The following is a 14,349-nucleotide window of genomic DNA, read 5'->3' on the forward strand; positions in this document are numbered from 1 at the left end:
CACGAGACCGGGGATCGAAAAAATGACGATGGATCAGCGTTGTGGCGACCGCTCGTTCGGCTGCCACACGCCCGATAATATCTTTTCCAGCCAGAACGCGCCGATGATCGATTTGACGTCCGTGATACGCCCGTCCCGCACCCATTGCAGCAGTTCGGTCGCGGGCATCTTGAACACGTCGAGAAACTCGCCCTCGTCGAGGCGTTGTTCGCCAAGCGTGAGGTCGCGCGCAAGCCAGATGTCGATGAATTCCGTCGAGTACGAAATCACCGGGTGAATACGCGTGAGGTAATCCCAGCGCTCGGCACGATACCCCGTCTCTTCCAGCAACTCACGCTGGCCGCACGCCAGACCGCCCTCCGCATCGTCGAGCTTGCCGGCGGGCAGCTCCGTCATCACGCGCTCGAGCGGATACCGATACTGACGCTCCATGAGCACCTGGCCGTCGTCGAAGAGCGGAATCACCATGACGGCCCCCGGATGGGTGGTGTATTCGCGCGTTGCCGTCTTGCCGTCGGGTAGACGCACGCGGTCGCGCTTGATGGTCAGGAACGAACCGTCATAGACCGTATCGCTCTCAAGACGCGTCTCAATCAGATGTCGATCGTCGAATTGACGCTGGGTCATAAGCCCTCCACGGCTGAAAATTGGCGAACCCAAAACAAAACGCCGCCCAAGGGCGGCGTCTTGCGAAGCAAACATCTCAGGCCACAACGGCAGCCGGTCGATGACGCCACAAATACCGGTACACGAAGCCCGGAAACGCGAACACGACGAAAAGACTGGCCGTGACCGCATAGAACTGCCAGCCCTGCGAAAACACGTTACCGATGCCCGACTCGATCAGATAACCGAGCGCACCCACCACGAAATAAGCCACCGCCATCTCGACCAGTCGGCACCACAGCGGCTTGACTGCTCGCTTGAGCGCGATGACGCCAAACAGGCGCTGGTTCACGAACGGCAGATTCGCGCCCAACAAGGACAGCACAATCACCAGCATACCGCCTGCCGACATACCCATCGATCATCCCCCCGCCGGTTCGTGTATCGTGCGCCGGGCCGGTCATTTCGACCCGCCCGGCCGCCTTCGTGTAGTCTAACGCGCTCGGCCGCTCAGCTGGCGAGCGTCAGCTTGATGGTGCGCAGGCACCAGTCCATCAGCGGGCCCGGCATCAGGCCCAGATACAGCAGGACCAAACCGTTGAGCGAGAGCACGAAACGCATCGTGCCGCTGCCCTGCAGCGCATTGTGGTCGTCGGCCTTGTCGAAGTACATCAGCTTGACGACACGCAAGTAGTAGAACGCACCGATCAGCGAGGCCAACACCGCCACCACCGCCAACCACACCATGCCCGCGTTCACCACGGCTTGCAGCACGGCCAGCTTGGCGTAGAAGCCTGCCAGCGGCGGAATGCCGGCCAGCGAGAACATCAGCATCAGCATCACGAACGCGAACCACGGGCTACGCTGGTTCAGGCCCTTCAGATCGGAGAGATTCTCGGCCTCGAAGCCTTGGCGCGAGAGCAGCAGCACGATACCGAACGTGCCCAGCGTCGTGAGCAGGTAGATCACGCTGTAGAACATCGACGAACCGTAGGCGTCGGCGATCCCGTCGATCTTGCCGCCCACCACGCCCGAGAGCATGCCCAGCAGCACGAAGCCCATGTGCGAGATGGTCGAGTAGGCCAGCAGGCGCTTGACGTTGGTCTGCACGATCGCCGTCAGGTTACCGATCACCAGCGAGAGCACCGCCATGATGATCAGCATCTGCTGCCAGTCGATCGCCAGCGGCAGCATGCCTTCGACGAGCAAGCGCAGCAGCAGCGCGAAAGCACCCAGCTTCGGCGCGCCACCGATGAGCAGCGTGACCGGGGTCGGCGCGCCCTGGTAGACGTCGGGCACCCACATGTGGAACGGCGCGGCGCCGAGCTTGAACGCCAGACCTGCCACCACGAACACAACGCCGAACACCAGCACGACCTTGTTCACAGCGCCCGAGGCGATGACTTCGAATACCTTGGACAGTTCGAGCGAGCCGGTCGCGCCGTACATCATCGACATGCCGTACAGCAGGAAGCCCGAGGCGAGCGCCCCCAGCACGTAGTACTTCATGGCCGACTCGGTCGCGTTCGTCGAATCGCGCCAGACGGCGGCAAGGGCGTACAGCGACAGCGACATCAGTTCCAGACCCAGGTACAAGGTCAGGAAGTTGTTGCCCGAGATCATCACCGACAGGCCCAGCAGCGAGAACAGGCTGAGGACGTAGAAGTCGCCGCGGGCGAGACCGCGGGCTTCCAGATACTTTTGACCGTAGACGAACGTGACGAACGTGGCGAGGCCACCAAAGGCCTTGAGCAGGTTCGACATCGGATCGGCGACGAACACATTACCGAACAGGTAGTGCGACGCCGGATCGCTGGCGTTGCATGCCCACAGCACGGACACGACCGCGGACGTGATGAGCGCCAGCACGTAGTTGAGCTTGCGCGTCTGGCCGAGGAACGCGTCGCACATCATGATCACGAGGATCATGAGCAGCAGGATGGCCTCCGGCAACGCAGGCAGCAGATTGATGTTTTGCATGATCTGGATATCCTCCCCGATTAAGGCAGCTTGGTCTGCGCCACGTGGGCGAGGAGGTTAACGACGGAGGTGTGCATCAGGTCGGTAAAGGGCTTCGGATAGATACCCATGAACAGCGTGAGCGCCGCCAGCACGGCCAGCATGAAGAATTCGCGCTTATTGATGTCGACCAGCTCGCGCACGTGATCGTTGGCGATCGCGCCGAAAATCACGCGCTTGTACATCCACAGCGAATACGCCGCACCGGTGATCAGCGAGGTCGCAGCAAGCAGACCCACCCAGAAGTTCAGCTTCACGGCGCCCAGGATCACCAGGAATTCGCCCACGAAGCCCGACGTCGCCGGCAGACCGCTGTTGGCCATCGCGAACAGCATGAACAGCGCCGCGAACTTCGGCATCGTGTTCACCACGCCGCCGTAGTCGGCGATGTTGCGCGAGTGCATGCGGTCATACAGCACACCGATACACAGGAACATGGCGCCCGAGACGAAGCCGTGCGAGATCATCTGCACCAGCGCGCCCTGCATGCCAATTTCGCTGAACATGAAGAAGCCGAGAATCGCGAAGCCCATGTGAGCGATCGACGAATACGCCACCAGCTTCTTCATGTCGGTCTGCACCAGGGCCACGAGGCCGATGTAGACGACGGCGATCAGCGCGAGCGTGATCATGAAGCCCGACAGGTAGTGGCTGGCGTCAGGCGCGATCGGCAGCGAGAAGCGCAGGAAACCGTAGGCCCCGAGCTTGAGCATGATCGCGGCCAGCACCACCGAGCCGCCGGTCGGCGCTTCCACGTGGGCGTCCGGCAACCAGGTATGCACCGGCCACATCGGCACCTTCACGGCGAAGGCCATGAAGAACGCCGCGAACAGCAGTATCTGCACGTTCATCGGCAGCTTCGCGGCGTACCAGTCGGTCAGCGTGAACGAGTGCGTCACGTTGTACAGGTAAATCAGCGCGACCAGCATGAGCAGCGAGCCGAGCAGCGTGTACAGGAAGAACTTGAACGCGGCATACACCCGGTTCGGGCCGCCCCACACACCGATGATCAGGTACATCGGGATCAGCGTGGCCTCGAAGAAGACGTAGAACAGCAGGCCGTCTTGCGCCGAGAAAACCCCGATCATCAGACCCGAGAGGATCAGGAACGCGGCCATGTACTGGGCGACGCGCTCCGTGATCACTTCCCAGCCAGCGATCACCACGATCACCGTGATAAGCGAGGTCAGCACGATCAGCCACAGCGAGATGCCGTCGATGCCGAGGAAGTAGTTAATGTGGAAGCGGTCGATCCAGCTCGATTTTTCGACAAACTGGAACGCCGCCGTGTTGGCGTCGAAGTTCGAGATCAACGGCAGCGTGACCAGGAAGCTCATCAGCGACCCGATGAGCGACAGCGCACGTGCGCCGCCCGGGTTGCGGTCGTTACCCACCGCGAGGACAACGATCCCCGAGATGATGGGTAGCCAGATGGCCAGACTCAGAAGCGGTAGCGATTGCATTATTGTTGGCTCCCCCTATTACTTGCCGTTCAACGTCACAAACAGCGTCAGGAGCCCGAGCATGCCGAGGATCATGGCGAACGCGTAGTGGTAGATGTAACCGGATTGAACGAAGCGGATGACACCGGCGAACCAGCCCACCAGACGCGCGCTGCCGTTCACGACCGCGCCATCGATGAGACCTTGATCGCCCGCCTTCCACAGGCCGCGACCGATCTTGAGCGCGCCCTTGGCGAAGACCACTTCGTTGATCTTGTCCATGTAGTACTTGTTGTCGAGCAGGTTGTAGATGCCCGAGAACCGATGCTTCAGCGCTTCCGGAATATCCGGGCGCTTCAGGTAGAAGAACGCCGCGAGCACGATGCCCAGCGCCGACAGGGCGATCGGGAGCGTGCCGAACGAGTGCAACGCCATCGCCAGCCAGCCGTGGAAATCGTGGCTCAGCTCTTCCATCGCCGGATGGTTTTCGCCAACGTAGATCACGTCCTTGAACGCCACGCCTTGCTTGAAGAAGCTGCCGAACAGCATCGGGGCAATCGCGATGGCACCGATGATGACCGACGGAATCGCCAGCAGAATCAACGGGATCGTGACCACCGCCGGCGACTCGTGCGGCTTTTGACCCGGGGCCAGACCGTGGTGGTGATCGGCGGTTTCCTCTTCTTCCTCGTGATGCGCGTCATGGTCGTGATGCACCTGACCGAAACGCTCCTTGCCGTGGAAGACCATGAAGTACATGCGGAACGAGTAGAACGCCGTGACGAAGACGCTGGCGACCACGGCGAAGTACGCGAAGCCCGAGCCCGGCAGATGCGAGGCGGCCACGGCTTCGATGATCGAGTCCTTCGAGTAGAAACCGGCGAAGAACGGTGTCCCGATCAGCGCGAGCGAGCCCAGCAGCGAGGTGATCCATGTGATCGGCATGTACTTCCACAGGCCGCCCATGTTGCGCATGTCCTGATCGTGATGCATGCCCATGATGACCGAGCCCGCTCCGAGGAACAGCAGCGCCTTGAAGAACGCGTGCGTCATCAGGTGGAAGATGGCGACCGGGTAGGCCGACACGCCGAGCGCGACCGTCATGTAACCGAGCTGCGAGAGCGTCGAGTAGGCCACGACACGCTTGATGTCGTTCTGGATCATGCCCAGGAAGCCCATGAACAGCGCCGTGATCGCACCGATGATCGTGATGAACGACAGCGCCGTGTCCGAGAGTTCGAACAGCGGCGACATGCGGCTCACCATGAAGATGCCCGCGGTCACCATCGTGGCCGCGTGAATCAGTGCCGAAATCGGGGTCGGGCCTTCCATCGAGTCCGGCAGCCACACGTGCAGCGGGAACTGCGCCGACTTACCCATCGCACCGATGAACAGGCAGATACAGGCCACGGTGATCAGGCGCCAGTCGGTGCCCGGGAACGACAGGGCCGCGACCTCGTTGGCCTTCGCGAACACTTCGCCGTAGTTCAGCGTGCCGGTGAAGGCCAGCAGCAGGCCGATACCGAGCAAGAAGCCGAAGTCGCCGACGCGGTTGACCAGGAACGCCTTCATGTTGGCGTAGATCGCGGTCGGACGCGTGTACCAGAAACCGATCAGCAGGTACGAGACCAGGCCCACCGCTTCCCAGCCGAAGAACAGTTGCAGGAAGTTGTTGCTCATCACGAGCATCAACATCGAGAACGTGAACAGCGAGATGTACGAGAAGAAGCGCTGGTAGCCAGGATCTTCCGCCATGTAGCCGATGGTGTAGATGTGCACCATCAGCGAGACGGAAGTGACCACGCACATCATCGTGACGGTGAGCGTGTCGACGAGGAAGCCGATCTCGAGCTTGAGCTCGCCGATGCGGGCCCATTCGTAGACGGTGGCGTTGAAGCTCGCCCCGTTCATGACGTCGATGAACGTCATGACAGAGAGGACAAACGCGACCAGCACGCCGAGGATCGTGACCGTGTGGGCGCCCGCGCGTCCGACTTGCTTGCCGAACAGGCCGGCAATCAAGGAGCCGACGAGCGGCGCCAGCGGGATCGCGAGCAGCAGGTTGGGATTCAATGTGGATGCCATAACAGCGTTCGCTTTGTTTAACCCTTGAGGCGGTCGAGATCTTCGACGTTGACCGTTTCGAGCTTACGGAACAGCGTGACCAGAATGGCCAGCCCGATCGCGGCTTCCGCCGCGGCCACCGTAAGAATGAAGAACACGAATACCTGACCGGCAATGTCGCCCAGGTAATGCGAAAACGCGACGAAGTTCAGATTGACCGCGAGCAACATCAGCTCGATGGCCATGAGCAGCACAATCACATTTCTGCGGTTGAGGAAGATACCGGTAATGCTGATCGCGAAGAGAATCGCGCCCAACACCAGGTAATGCGCTAGCGACAACGACATCATGCTGTCTCCTTATTCCGCCGCCGGCGTGTCGGTGCCGGTGGACTGCTGCCGGGCTTCGGCGGGCATCGACACCAGACGCACGCGGTCGCGCGCCTTCACGCGCACCTGCTGGCTCGGGTCGGTCTGTTTGTGGTCCTTACGGGTACGCATCGTGAGCGCGACTGCCGCCACGACCGCCACCAGCAGGATCAGACCTGCCACTTCGAAGGCAAAGATATAGTCGGTGTACAGCGCGATACCGAGCGCCTTGGTGTTCGCGACGTCCGGGGCCGAGACGGCCTTGACCGGCGCGCGCGTGGCACCGTAGCCTCGCATGAGCACCAGTGCCGCTTCGACGATCATGATCGCGCCGACGGCGCTCGCCAGCGGAATGAACTTGCCGAAACCGCGCCGCAGTTCGTCGAGATTGATGTCGATCATCATCACCACGAACAGGAACAGCACCATCACCGCGCCGACATACACGAGCACGAGCATGATGGCCAGGAACTCTGCCTGGAGCAGCATCCAGATCGCCGCCGCATTGAAGAAGGCGAGCACCAGGAACAGTGCCGACTGCACGGGGTTGCGCGCGGTCACGACCTTCAGGCCGGAGATCACGAGGATCAGCGCAAACACGTAGAAAAGAAAGGTTGTGAATTCCATAATCACCGGGTGTTGCGAGAATTAGCCAACGTCAATTGCCGTACCGGGCGCACCGTCGCTGCGCTGCGCCCTGCCCTGCTTAACGGTACGGCGCATCGGCCGCCTTGGCCGCCGCGATCTCGTTTTCGTAACGATCGCCCACCGCGAGCAACATCTCCTTGGTGAAGTACAGATCGCCACGCTTCTCGCCGTGGTACTCGAGAATGTGCGTCTCGACGATCGAGTCCACCGGGCAGCTTTCTTCGCAGAAGCCGCAGAAAATGCACTTGGTCAGATCGATGTCGTAGCGCGTGGTGCGGCGGGTGCCGTCGTCGCGCACATCCGACTCGATCGTGATGGCCATTGCCGGGCACACCGCTTCGCACAGCTTGCAGGCGATGCAGCGCTCTTCACCGTTCGGATAACGGCGCAGCGCATGCAGACCACGAAAACGCGGCGACATCGGCGTCTTCTCTTCCGGAAACTGCACCGTCACCTTGCGTGCGAACGTATAGCGCCCTGTGAGCGCCATGCCCTTGAGCAGTTCCAACAACAGGAAACTGCCGAAAAAGTCTTTGATTGCCCTTACCATGGGATTCCTCTACTCCGTTCGCCTCAGCCCCAGATGTTCCAGGGGGACATGATCCAGACACCCACCACGATCACCCAGATGATCGTCAGCGGCAGGAATACCTTCCAGCCCAGACGCATGATCTGGTCGTAGCGGTAGCGCGGGAACGTCGCACGCACCCAGATGAACACCGACAGCAGCAGGAACACCTTGAACGCCAGCCAGAACACACCCGGAATGAACGACAGGAAGCCGAACGGCGCACTCCAGCCTCCCAGGAACAGCACCGAGGCCAGCGCCGAGATGATGATCATGTTGATGTACTCGGCCAGGAAGAACAGGGCGAAGCCCATGCCCGAGTATTCGATCATGTGACCGGCCACGATTTCCGATTCGCCTTCCACCACGTCGAACGGGTGGCGGTTCGTTTCGGCAATGCCCGAGACGAAGTAGACGACGAACATCGGCAGCAGCGGCAGCCAGTTCCACGACAGCAGGTTCAGCCCCAGGCCCGCGAACATGCCGTGCTCTTGCGAGCGCACGATGTCCGACAGGTTGAGCGAACCGGCCGTCATCAGCACCGTGACCAGCGCGAAGCCCATGGCGATTTCATACGAAATCATCTGGGCCGACGCGCGCATGGCGCCGAGGAAGGCGTATTTCGAGTTCGACGCCCAGCCGGCCAGAATCACGCCGTACACGCCGATCGACGAAATCGCGATGGCGTAGAGCAGACCGGCATTCACGTCGGCCAGCACGGCGCCCGGCTGGAACGGAATCACCGCCCAGATCGCGAAGGCCGGCAGCACGGCCATCACCGGCGCGATCGCGTAAATGCCCTTGCTCACCTGCGACGGCGTAATGACTTCCTTGAGCAGGAGCTTCAACACGTCGGCGATCGGCTGGAGCAGACCGGCCGGGCCCACGCGGTTCGGGCCCAGACGCACGTGCATCCAGCCGATGAGCTTGCGCTCCCACAGAATCAGGTACGCCACGCACAGCAGCAGGATCACGGCCACGACGAGAATGCGGACCAGCGCCCACACCGTCGGCCAGGCCACGCCCAGCAGTTGCGTGCCGTATTGATTGATGACTTCGTTCAGGCTCATTTACGCCTTCTCCACCGAAATTTCACCGAACATCGCGCCAAGCGCGGCGGATGCCGGCGTGGCCGCCGGCACGCGCACCACATTGGCAGGCAACGTTTCCGAACGCGCAGCCGGCAGCGTGACCACCGCATCGCCCTGACGCACGCGCACGGCATCGCCCACGACGAGGCCCAGGCGATCGAACAGCGCCGCCGGGAGCGTGGCACGCAACGCGGCCTTGGCGTCGTTGGTCAGTTGCAGCGACGGGGCACGGCGGACCAGCGCGTCGGCCGAGTAGATCGGCACGTCGGCCAGACGCTCCAGGCCCTGTCCCGCTGCCGTCGGTGCGGCCAGCGCGGCCTTGGCGCGGTTATCGAGCGAGGCGGCCGAGAATCCGGCGAGCGCTTCGTCGCGCACCTGTTCCGCGGTGTCCTGCGCGAAGCCTTGCAGCTTGAGCAGATTGCCCAGCACGCGCAGCACCTTCCAGCCCGGACGCGTCTCGCCGAGCGCACGCACCACACCGTTGAAGTGTTGCGGCAGCCCTTCGGCGTTGACGAACGTACCGGCCGTCTCCGTGAACGGGGCGATCGGCAGCAGCACGTCGGCGTACTCGAGGCCGTGCTTGAACGGCGAGAGCGAGACAACCATCTTCGCCGCGTTCAGTGCCGTGAGCGCTTGCTTCGCGTCGGCCGAGTCGTACTCCGGCTCGGCGTTCAGCAGCAGATACGCCTGACGCGGTTGCGCGAACAGCGCAGCAGCGCCCTTGGCATTCGTGGCCTTCACCGCGTAGGCGCCGACCGTGTTGGCGCCTTCGGTGAGGAAGCCCAGCGTGGCGCCGGTGATATCGGCGATCACTTGCGCGATGGCGTGCAGTTGTGCGAATTGCGGATGCTGCACCACGGCGTTGCCCAGCAGGATGGCACGACGCTCGCCGTTCACCAGCGAGGCGGCGATGGCCTTGGCCGTATCGCTGACGTTCACGCCGGCGAGTTCGGCCGGGGCGGCAACGCCCTTGGCCGCCGCAGCGGCGAGCGCGATACCGGCCAGCTCGCTCACCCATGCGCTCGGTGCGGCGATGATCTTGTTGGCGAGCTTCACCAGCAGATCGTCGTCCGAGCCGTGCAGCACGTGCAATTGGCCCCCCGCCTTCACGGCGGAGCGCAGACGCGAGGCAAACAGCGGATGATCCTTGCGCAGGAACGAGCCGACGACCAGCGCGCTTTGCAGCGTGTCGAGGTCCGCGATCGGCAGGCCGAGCCACGGAGCCCCCTGGGTGCCGCCCGACACGTCCGTCTGACGCAGACGGAAGTCAACGTTATCGCTGCCCAAGGCGCGCACGAACTTTTGCAGCAGGTGCAGTTCTTCGATCGTGGCGTGCGGCGAGGCCAGCCCGGCGACGGCATCGGCGCCGTGGTCGCGGATGATGTCCGTCAGACCGTGACCGACGTACTCGAGCGCCGTCTGCCAGTCGACTTCGTGCCACTCGCCGCCTTGCTTGAGCATGGGCTTGGTAAGGCGCTCGTCGCTGTTCAGACCTTCGTACGAGAAACGATCCTTGTCCGAGATCCAGCATTCGTTGAGCGCTTCGTTTTCGAGCGGCACAACGCGCATGACCTGGTTGTTCTTCACTTGCACCACGAGGTTCGCACCCACGCCGTCGTGAGGGCTCACCGACTTGCGGCGCGACAGCTCCCACGTCCGGGCGCTGTAGCGGAACGGCTTCGAGGTCAGGGCACCGACCGGGCACAGGTCGATCATATTGCCCGAGAGTTCGGAGTCAACCGTCTTGCCGACGAACGACGTGATTTCCGAGTGCTCGCCGCGCCCCAGCATGCCGAACTCCATCACGCCGGCCACTTCCTGGCCGAAACGCACGCAACGGGTGCAGTGAATGCAGCGCGACATCTCTTCCATCGAGATGAGCGGGCCCACGTTCTTGTGGAACACCACACGCTTCTCTTCCTGATAGCGCGATGCCGACTTACCGTAACCGACGGCCAGATCCTGCAGTTGGCACTCGCCCCCCTGATCGCAGATCGGGCAATCGAGCGGGTGGTTGATCAGCAGGAACTCCATCACCGATTGCTGCGCCTTCACAGCCTTTTCGGAGTTGGTGCGCACGATCATGCCGTTGGCCACCGGCGTGGCACAGGCCGGCACCGCCTTCGGGGCCTTCTCGACCTCGACCAGGCACATGCGGCAGTTCGCGGCGATGGACAGCTTCTTGTGGTAACAGAAGTGGGGAATATAGGTGCCGTTCTTCTTGGCAGCCTGGATCACCATGCTGCCTTCGGGCACCTCGACCTTTTGGCCGTCAATTTCGATTTCAACCATAGCGGTTCAATGCCAAGCGTCAAAAGGGATTAGTGAGCGCCGACCAAGCAATGCTTGTGCTCGACGTGGTAGGCGAACTCGTCCCAGAAGTGTTTGAGCATGCCGCGCACTGGCATCGCTGCGGCGTCGCCCAGCGCGCAAATGGTGCGGCCCATGATGTTCTCGGCCACCGAGTTGAGCAGGTCCAGATCTTCCTGGCGGCCTTCGCCATGCTCGATTCGATTGACCACGCGCCACAGCCAGCCAGTGCCCTCACGGCACGGCGTGCACTGACCGCACGATTCTTCGTAGTAGAAGTACGACAGACGCAACAGCGAGCGCACCATGCAGCGTGTCTCGTCCATGACGATCACGGCGCCCGAGCCCAGCATCGATCCAGCCTTGGCGATGCTGTCGTAGTCCATCGTCGTTTCCATCATCAGCCCGGCCGGCACGACCGGTGCCGACGAGCCGCCCGGAATCACAGCCTTGAGCTTCTTGCCACCGCGCATGCCACCGGCCAGTTCCAGCAATTCGCCGAACGGCGTGCCCAGCGGCACTTCGTAGTTACCCGGCAGCTCGACGTCGCCCGACACCGAGAAGATCTTGGTGCCGCCGTTGTTCGGCTTGCCCATTTCCAGGTACTGCTGCGGGCCAGTGGCCAGCAGGAACGGAACCGCGGCGAACGTCTCGGTGTTGTTGATGGTCGTCGGCTTGCCGTACAGACCGAAGCTCGCCGGGAAAGGCGGCTTGAAACGCGGCTGGCCTTTCTTGCCTTCAAGCGATTCGAGCAGCGCGGTCTCTTCGCCGCAGATGTACGCGCCATAGCCATGGTGCGCGTGCAGCTCGAACGAGAAGTCCGTGCCGAGAATGTTGTCGCCCAGATAACCGGCAGCACGCGCTTCCTCGAGCGCCTCTTCGAAGCGTTCGTACACTTCGTAGATTTCGCCGTGGATGTAGTTGTAACCGACGGTGATGCCCATGGCGAAACCGCCGATGGCCATGCCTTCGATCAGCGCATGCGGGTTGTAGCGCAGGATGTCGCGATCCTTGAATGTACCGGGTTCGCCTTCGTCCGAGTTACAGACCAGGTACTTCTGCCCCGGGAACGCGCGCGGCATGAAGCTCCACTTGAGCCCCGTCGGGAAGCCTGCGCCTCCGCGGCCACGCAGGCCCGATGCCTTGACGTCGGCAATGACCTGCTCCGGCGTGAGGCCTTCCTTCAGGATGCGGGCAAGCTGCTGGTAACCCCCGCGCTTGACGTAATCTTCGAGGTGCCAGTTCTCGCCATTGAGGTCGGCGAGGATCAGCGGCTTGATGTGACGGTTGTGCAGCGACGTCATGCTTTCTCTCCCGCGGCGCCCTGGGCCTTGAGCTCGTCGAGGAGCGCGTCGACCTTGGCTTCGTTCATGAAGCCGCACATGCGATGGTTGTTCACCAGCAGGACGGGTGCGTCGCCGCAAGCGCCCATGCACTCGCCTTCCTTGACCGTGAAGAGACCATCCGGCGTGATGTCGTTGTAGTCGACACCCAGCTTCTCTTTCAGGTACTTCGCCATCTCTTCGCCACGCGTAAGCTGGCAAGGCAGGTTCGTGCACACGGTCAACTTGAACTTGCCCACGGGGCGCGTGTTGAACATGGTGTAGAAGGTTGCGACCTCTTGCACCGCGACCGCGGGCATTTCGAGGTAGTCCGCCACGAATTGCATCACTTCGGGCGACAACCAGCCTTTCTCGACCTGCGCTACGGCAAGGGCGTGCATCACCGCCGACTGTTTCTGGTCGGCAGGGTATTTGGCAACGGCACGGTCGATTTTCTTCAGGGCTTCGGGAGAAAGCATTTCCGATCCGACGGTTCTTTAAAACGTTATCCCCGCTCGCGCCAGCGCTGGCAGACCGGTTTTTTCGGCCACCCGCGACTCACAGGCACGGCAACTGGAACGGCAATGGCATCGACCTGCGAAACCCTGCCGAATTAAAACTTGCGGGCGCCAGAGGCGCCCGCTGCGCGTTTAACGATCGATCTCGCCGAACACGATGTCCTGGGTCCCGATGATCGCCACAGCATCGGCAATCATGTGACCCTTCGCCATCTCGTCGAGCGCGGAAAGATGGGCAAAGCCCGGCGCACGAATCTTCAGGCGGTACGGCTTGTTCGCGCCGTCCGACACCAGATAGATGCCGAACTCGCCCTTCGGGTGCTCAACGGCGGCATACGTCTCGCCGGCGGGCACATGGAAGCCTTCGGTGAAGAGCTTGAAATGGTGAATCAGCTCTTCCATGTTCGACTTCATTTCGACCCGCGAAGGCGGCGCCACCTTGTGATTGTCCGTAATCACCGGACCTTCATTGGCACGCAGCCACGTCACGCACTGGCGGATCAGGCGGACAGACTGGCGCATTTCTTCCACGCGCACCAGATAGCGGTCGTAGCAATCGCCTTCCTTACCCACAGGAATGTCGAAATCGAGACGATCGTACACTTCGTACGGCTGCTTTTTGCGCAGATCCCAGGCAATGCCCGAGCCGCGCAGCATAGCGCCGGAGAAGCCGAGCTGCATGGCACGCTCGGGCGACACGACGCCGATCCCCACCAGACGCTGCTTCCAGATACGGTTGTCGGTGAGCAGCGTTTCGTACTCGTCGACACACTTCGGGAAGCGGTTGGTGAAATCCTCGATGAAGTCGAGCAGCGAGCCTTCGCGTGCTTCGTTCATCTTCTTGATGGCGCGCTCGTTGTGGAACTTCGATGCACGATATTGCGGCATCGCGTTCGGCAGGTCGCGATACACGCCGCCCGGACGGTAGTAGGCCGCGTGCATACGGGCACCCGAGACCGCTTCGTACACGTCGAACAGGTCTTCGCGTTCACGGAAGGCATACAGGAACACCGCCATCGCGCCCACGTCGAGTGCGTGGGAACCAATCCACATCAGGTGATTCAGAATCCGCGTGATTTCGTCGAACATCACACGGATGTATTGCGCGCGAATCGGCACGTCGACGCCGAGCAGCTTCTCGATCGCCATCACGTAGGCGTGCTCGTTGCACATCATCGAGACGTAGTCCAGACGATCCATGTACGGCACGGATTGCAGGAACGTCTTCGACTCGGCGAGCTTTTCCGTCGCGCGGTGCAACAGGCCGATGTGCGGATCGGCGCGCTGGATCACTTCGCCATCCAGCTCGAGCACCAGGCGCAGCACGCCGTGCGCTGCCGGGTGCTGCGGACCGAAGTTCAGAGTGTAGTTCTTGATGTCTGCCACAAGGCCA

General features: G+C 62.0%; 13 protein-coding genes. All 13 read right to left on the bottom strand.

Annotated features, from left to right (window positions below; all coding sequences use genetic code 11):
- Nucleotides 1–33: 33 nt before the first annotated feature.
- The 13 genes from PCE31107_RS11575 to PCE31107_RS11635 all read right to left on the bottom strand — a co-directional run bounded on the left by PCE31107_RS11575 (nt 34) and on the right by PCE31107_RS11635 (nt 14,342).
- Nucleotides 34–627, bottom strand: coding sequence for an NUDIX domain-containing protein (locus PCE31107_RS11575; RefSeq protein ID WP_017233027.1), 594 nt, complete (start codon nt 625–627; stop codon nt 34–36).
- Between the two features lie 76 nt (nt 628–703).
- Nucleotides 704–1,018, bottom strand: a complete 315-nt coding sequence (locus PCE31107_RS11580; protein ID WP_017233026.1) for a DUF2818 family protein — start codon at nt 1,016–1,018, stop codon at nt 704–706.
- Nucleotides 1,019–1,116: 98 nt separating this feature from the next.
- On the bottom strand, nt 1,117–2,586 hold the full coding sequence (nuoN, locus tag PCE31107_RS11585; RefSeq protein WP_017233025.1) for an NADH-quinone oxidoreductase subunit NuoN: 1,470 nt from the start codon (nt 2,584–2,586) through the stop codon (nt 1,117–1,119).
- A 20-nt stretch (nt 2,587–2,606) separates the two neighbouring features.
- The gene (locus PCE31107_RS11590) at nt 2,607–4,088 is read right to left on the bottom strand and encodes an NADH-quinone oxidoreductase subunit M (protein WP_130025593.1); all 1,482 of its coding nucleotides are present in this window, start codon (nt 4,086–4,088) and stop codon (nt 2,607–2,609) included.
- Between the two features lie 18 nt (nt 4,089–4,106).
- Nucleotides 4,107–6,152, bottom strand: a complete 2,046-nt coding sequence (gene nuoL / locus PCE31107_RS11595; protein ID WP_130025592.1) for an NADH-quinone oxidoreductase subunit L — start codon at nt 6,150–6,152, stop codon at nt 4,107–4,109.
- 17 nt (nt 6,153–6,169) lie between these two features.
- Nucleotides 6,170–6,481, bottom strand: a complete 312-nt coding sequence (gene nuoK, locus PCE31107_RS11600; protein WP_023596640.1) for an NADH-quinone oxidoreductase subunit NuoK — start codon at nt 6,479–6,481, stop codon at nt 6,170–6,172.
- Nucleotides 6,482–6,490: 9 nt separating this feature from the next.
- Nucleotides 6,491–7,126: an NADH-quinone oxidoreductase subunit J gene (locus PCE31107_RS11605; protein WP_130025591.1), complete on the bottom strand. Its 636-nt coding sequence runs from the start codon at nt 7,124–7,126 to the stop codon at nt 6,491–6,493.
- Nucleotides 7,127–7,205: 79 nt separating this feature from the next.
- Nucleotides 7,206–7,697: an NADH-quinone oxidoreductase subunit NuoI gene (nuoI, locus tag PCE31107_RS11610; protein WP_017233020.1), complete on the bottom strand. Its 492-nt coding sequence runs from the start codon at nt 7,695–7,697 to the stop codon at nt 7,206–7,208.
- A 23-nt stretch (nt 7,698–7,720) separates the two neighbouring features.
- Entirely contained in the window at nt 7,721–8,785 is a 1,065-nt protein-coding gene (gene nuoH, locus PCE31107_RS11615) for an NADH-quinone oxidoreductase subunit NuoH (RefSeq protein WP_017233019.1), read from the bottom strand.
- Nucleotides 8,786–11,098 carry an NADH-quinone oxidoreductase subunit NuoG gene (nuoG, locus tag PCE31107_RS11620; RefSeq protein WP_150608576.1) on the bottom strand — a complete coding sequence of 771 codons (2,313 nt, stop codon included), beginning with the start codon at nt 11,096–11,098 and terminating at the stop codon, nt 8,786–8,788.
- Between the two features lie 29 nt (nt 11,099–11,127).
- Complete coding sequence (gene nuoF / locus PCE31107_RS11625; protein WP_017233017.1) at nt 11,128–12,420, bottom strand: NADH-quinone oxidoreductase subunit NuoF; 1,293 nt, start codon at nt 12,418–12,420, stop codon at nt 11,128–11,130.
- Nucleotides 12,417–12,917: an NADH-quinone oxidoreductase subunit NuoE gene (gene nuoE / locus PCE31107_RS11630; RefSeq protein ID WP_130025590.1), complete on the bottom strand. Its 501-nt coding sequence runs from the start codon at nt 12,915–12,917 to the stop codon at nt 12,417–12,419. The genes nuoF and nuoE overlap by 4 nt, the downstream gene beginning before the upstream one ends.
- Nucleotides 12,918–13,088: 171 nt before the next feature.
- Nucleotides 13,089–14,342: an NADH-quinone oxidoreductase subunit D gene (locus PCE31107_RS11635; protein ID WP_130025589.1), complete on the bottom strand. Its 1,254-nt coding sequence runs from the start codon at nt 14,340–14,342 to the stop codon at nt 13,089–13,091.
- Nucleotides 14,343–14,349 lie beyond the last annotated feature (7 nt).

The sequence above is a fragment of the Pandoraea cepalis genome, from assembly GCF_902459625.1.
Taxonomy (GTDB): domain Bacteria; phylum Pseudomonadota; class Gammaproteobacteria; order Burkholderiales; family Burkholderiaceae; genus Pandoraea; species Pandoraea cepalis.

What these genes read in the sequence shown, in the direction of transcription:
- nuoE (WP_130025590.1), bottom strand. Translation starts at nt 12,917, where the DNA reads ATGCTTTCTCCCGAAGCCCTGAAGAAAATCGACCGTGCCGTTGCCAAA.
- nuoH (WP_017233019.1), bottom strand. Translation starts at nt 8,785, where the DNA reads ATGAGCCTGAACGAAGTCATCAATCAATACGGCACGCAACTGCTGGGC.
- nuoL (WP_130025592.1), bottom strand. Translation starts at nt 6,152, where the DNA reads ATGGCATCCACATTGAATCCCAACCTGCTGCTCGCGATCCCGCTGGCG.
- nuoI (WP_017233020.1), bottom strand. Translation starts at nt 7,697, where the DNA reads ATGGTAAGGGCAATCAAAGACTTTTTCGGCAGTTTCCTGTTGTTGGAA.
- nuoN (WP_017233025.1), bottom strand. Translation starts at nt 2,586, where the DNA reads ATGCAAAACATCAATCTGCTGCCTGCGTTGCCGGAGGCCATCCTGCTG.
- nuoG (WP_150608576.1), bottom strand. Translation starts at nt 11,098, where the DNA reads ATGGTTGAAATCGAAATTGACGGCCAAAAGGTCGAGGTGCCCGAAGGC.
- PCE31107_RS11590 (WP_130025593.1), bottom strand. Translation starts at nt 4,088, where the DNA reads ATGCAATCGCTACCGCTTCTGAGTCTGGCCATCTGGCTACCCATCATC.
- nuoK (WP_023596640.1), bottom strand. Translation starts at nt 6,481, where the DNA reads ATGATGTCGTTGTCGCTAGCGCATTACCTGGTGTTGGGCGCGATTCTC.
- PCE31107_RS11605 (WP_130025591.1), bottom strand. Translation starts at nt 7,126, where the DNA reads ATGGAATTCACAACCTTTCTTTTCTACGTGTTTGCGCTGATCCTCGTG.
- nuoF (WP_017233017.1), bottom strand. Translation starts at nt 12,420, where the DNA reads ATGACGTCGCTGCACAACCGTCACATCAAGCCGCTGATCCTCGCCGAC.
- PCE31107_RS11575 (WP_017233027.1), bottom strand. Translation starts at nt 627, where the DNA reads ATGACCCAGCGTCAATTCGACGATCGACATCTGATTGAGACGCGTCTT.
- PCE31107_RS11580 (WP_017233026.1), bottom strand. Translation starts at nt 1,018, where the DNA reads ATGTCGGCAGGCGGTATGCTGGTGATTGTGCTGTCCTTGTTGGGCGCG.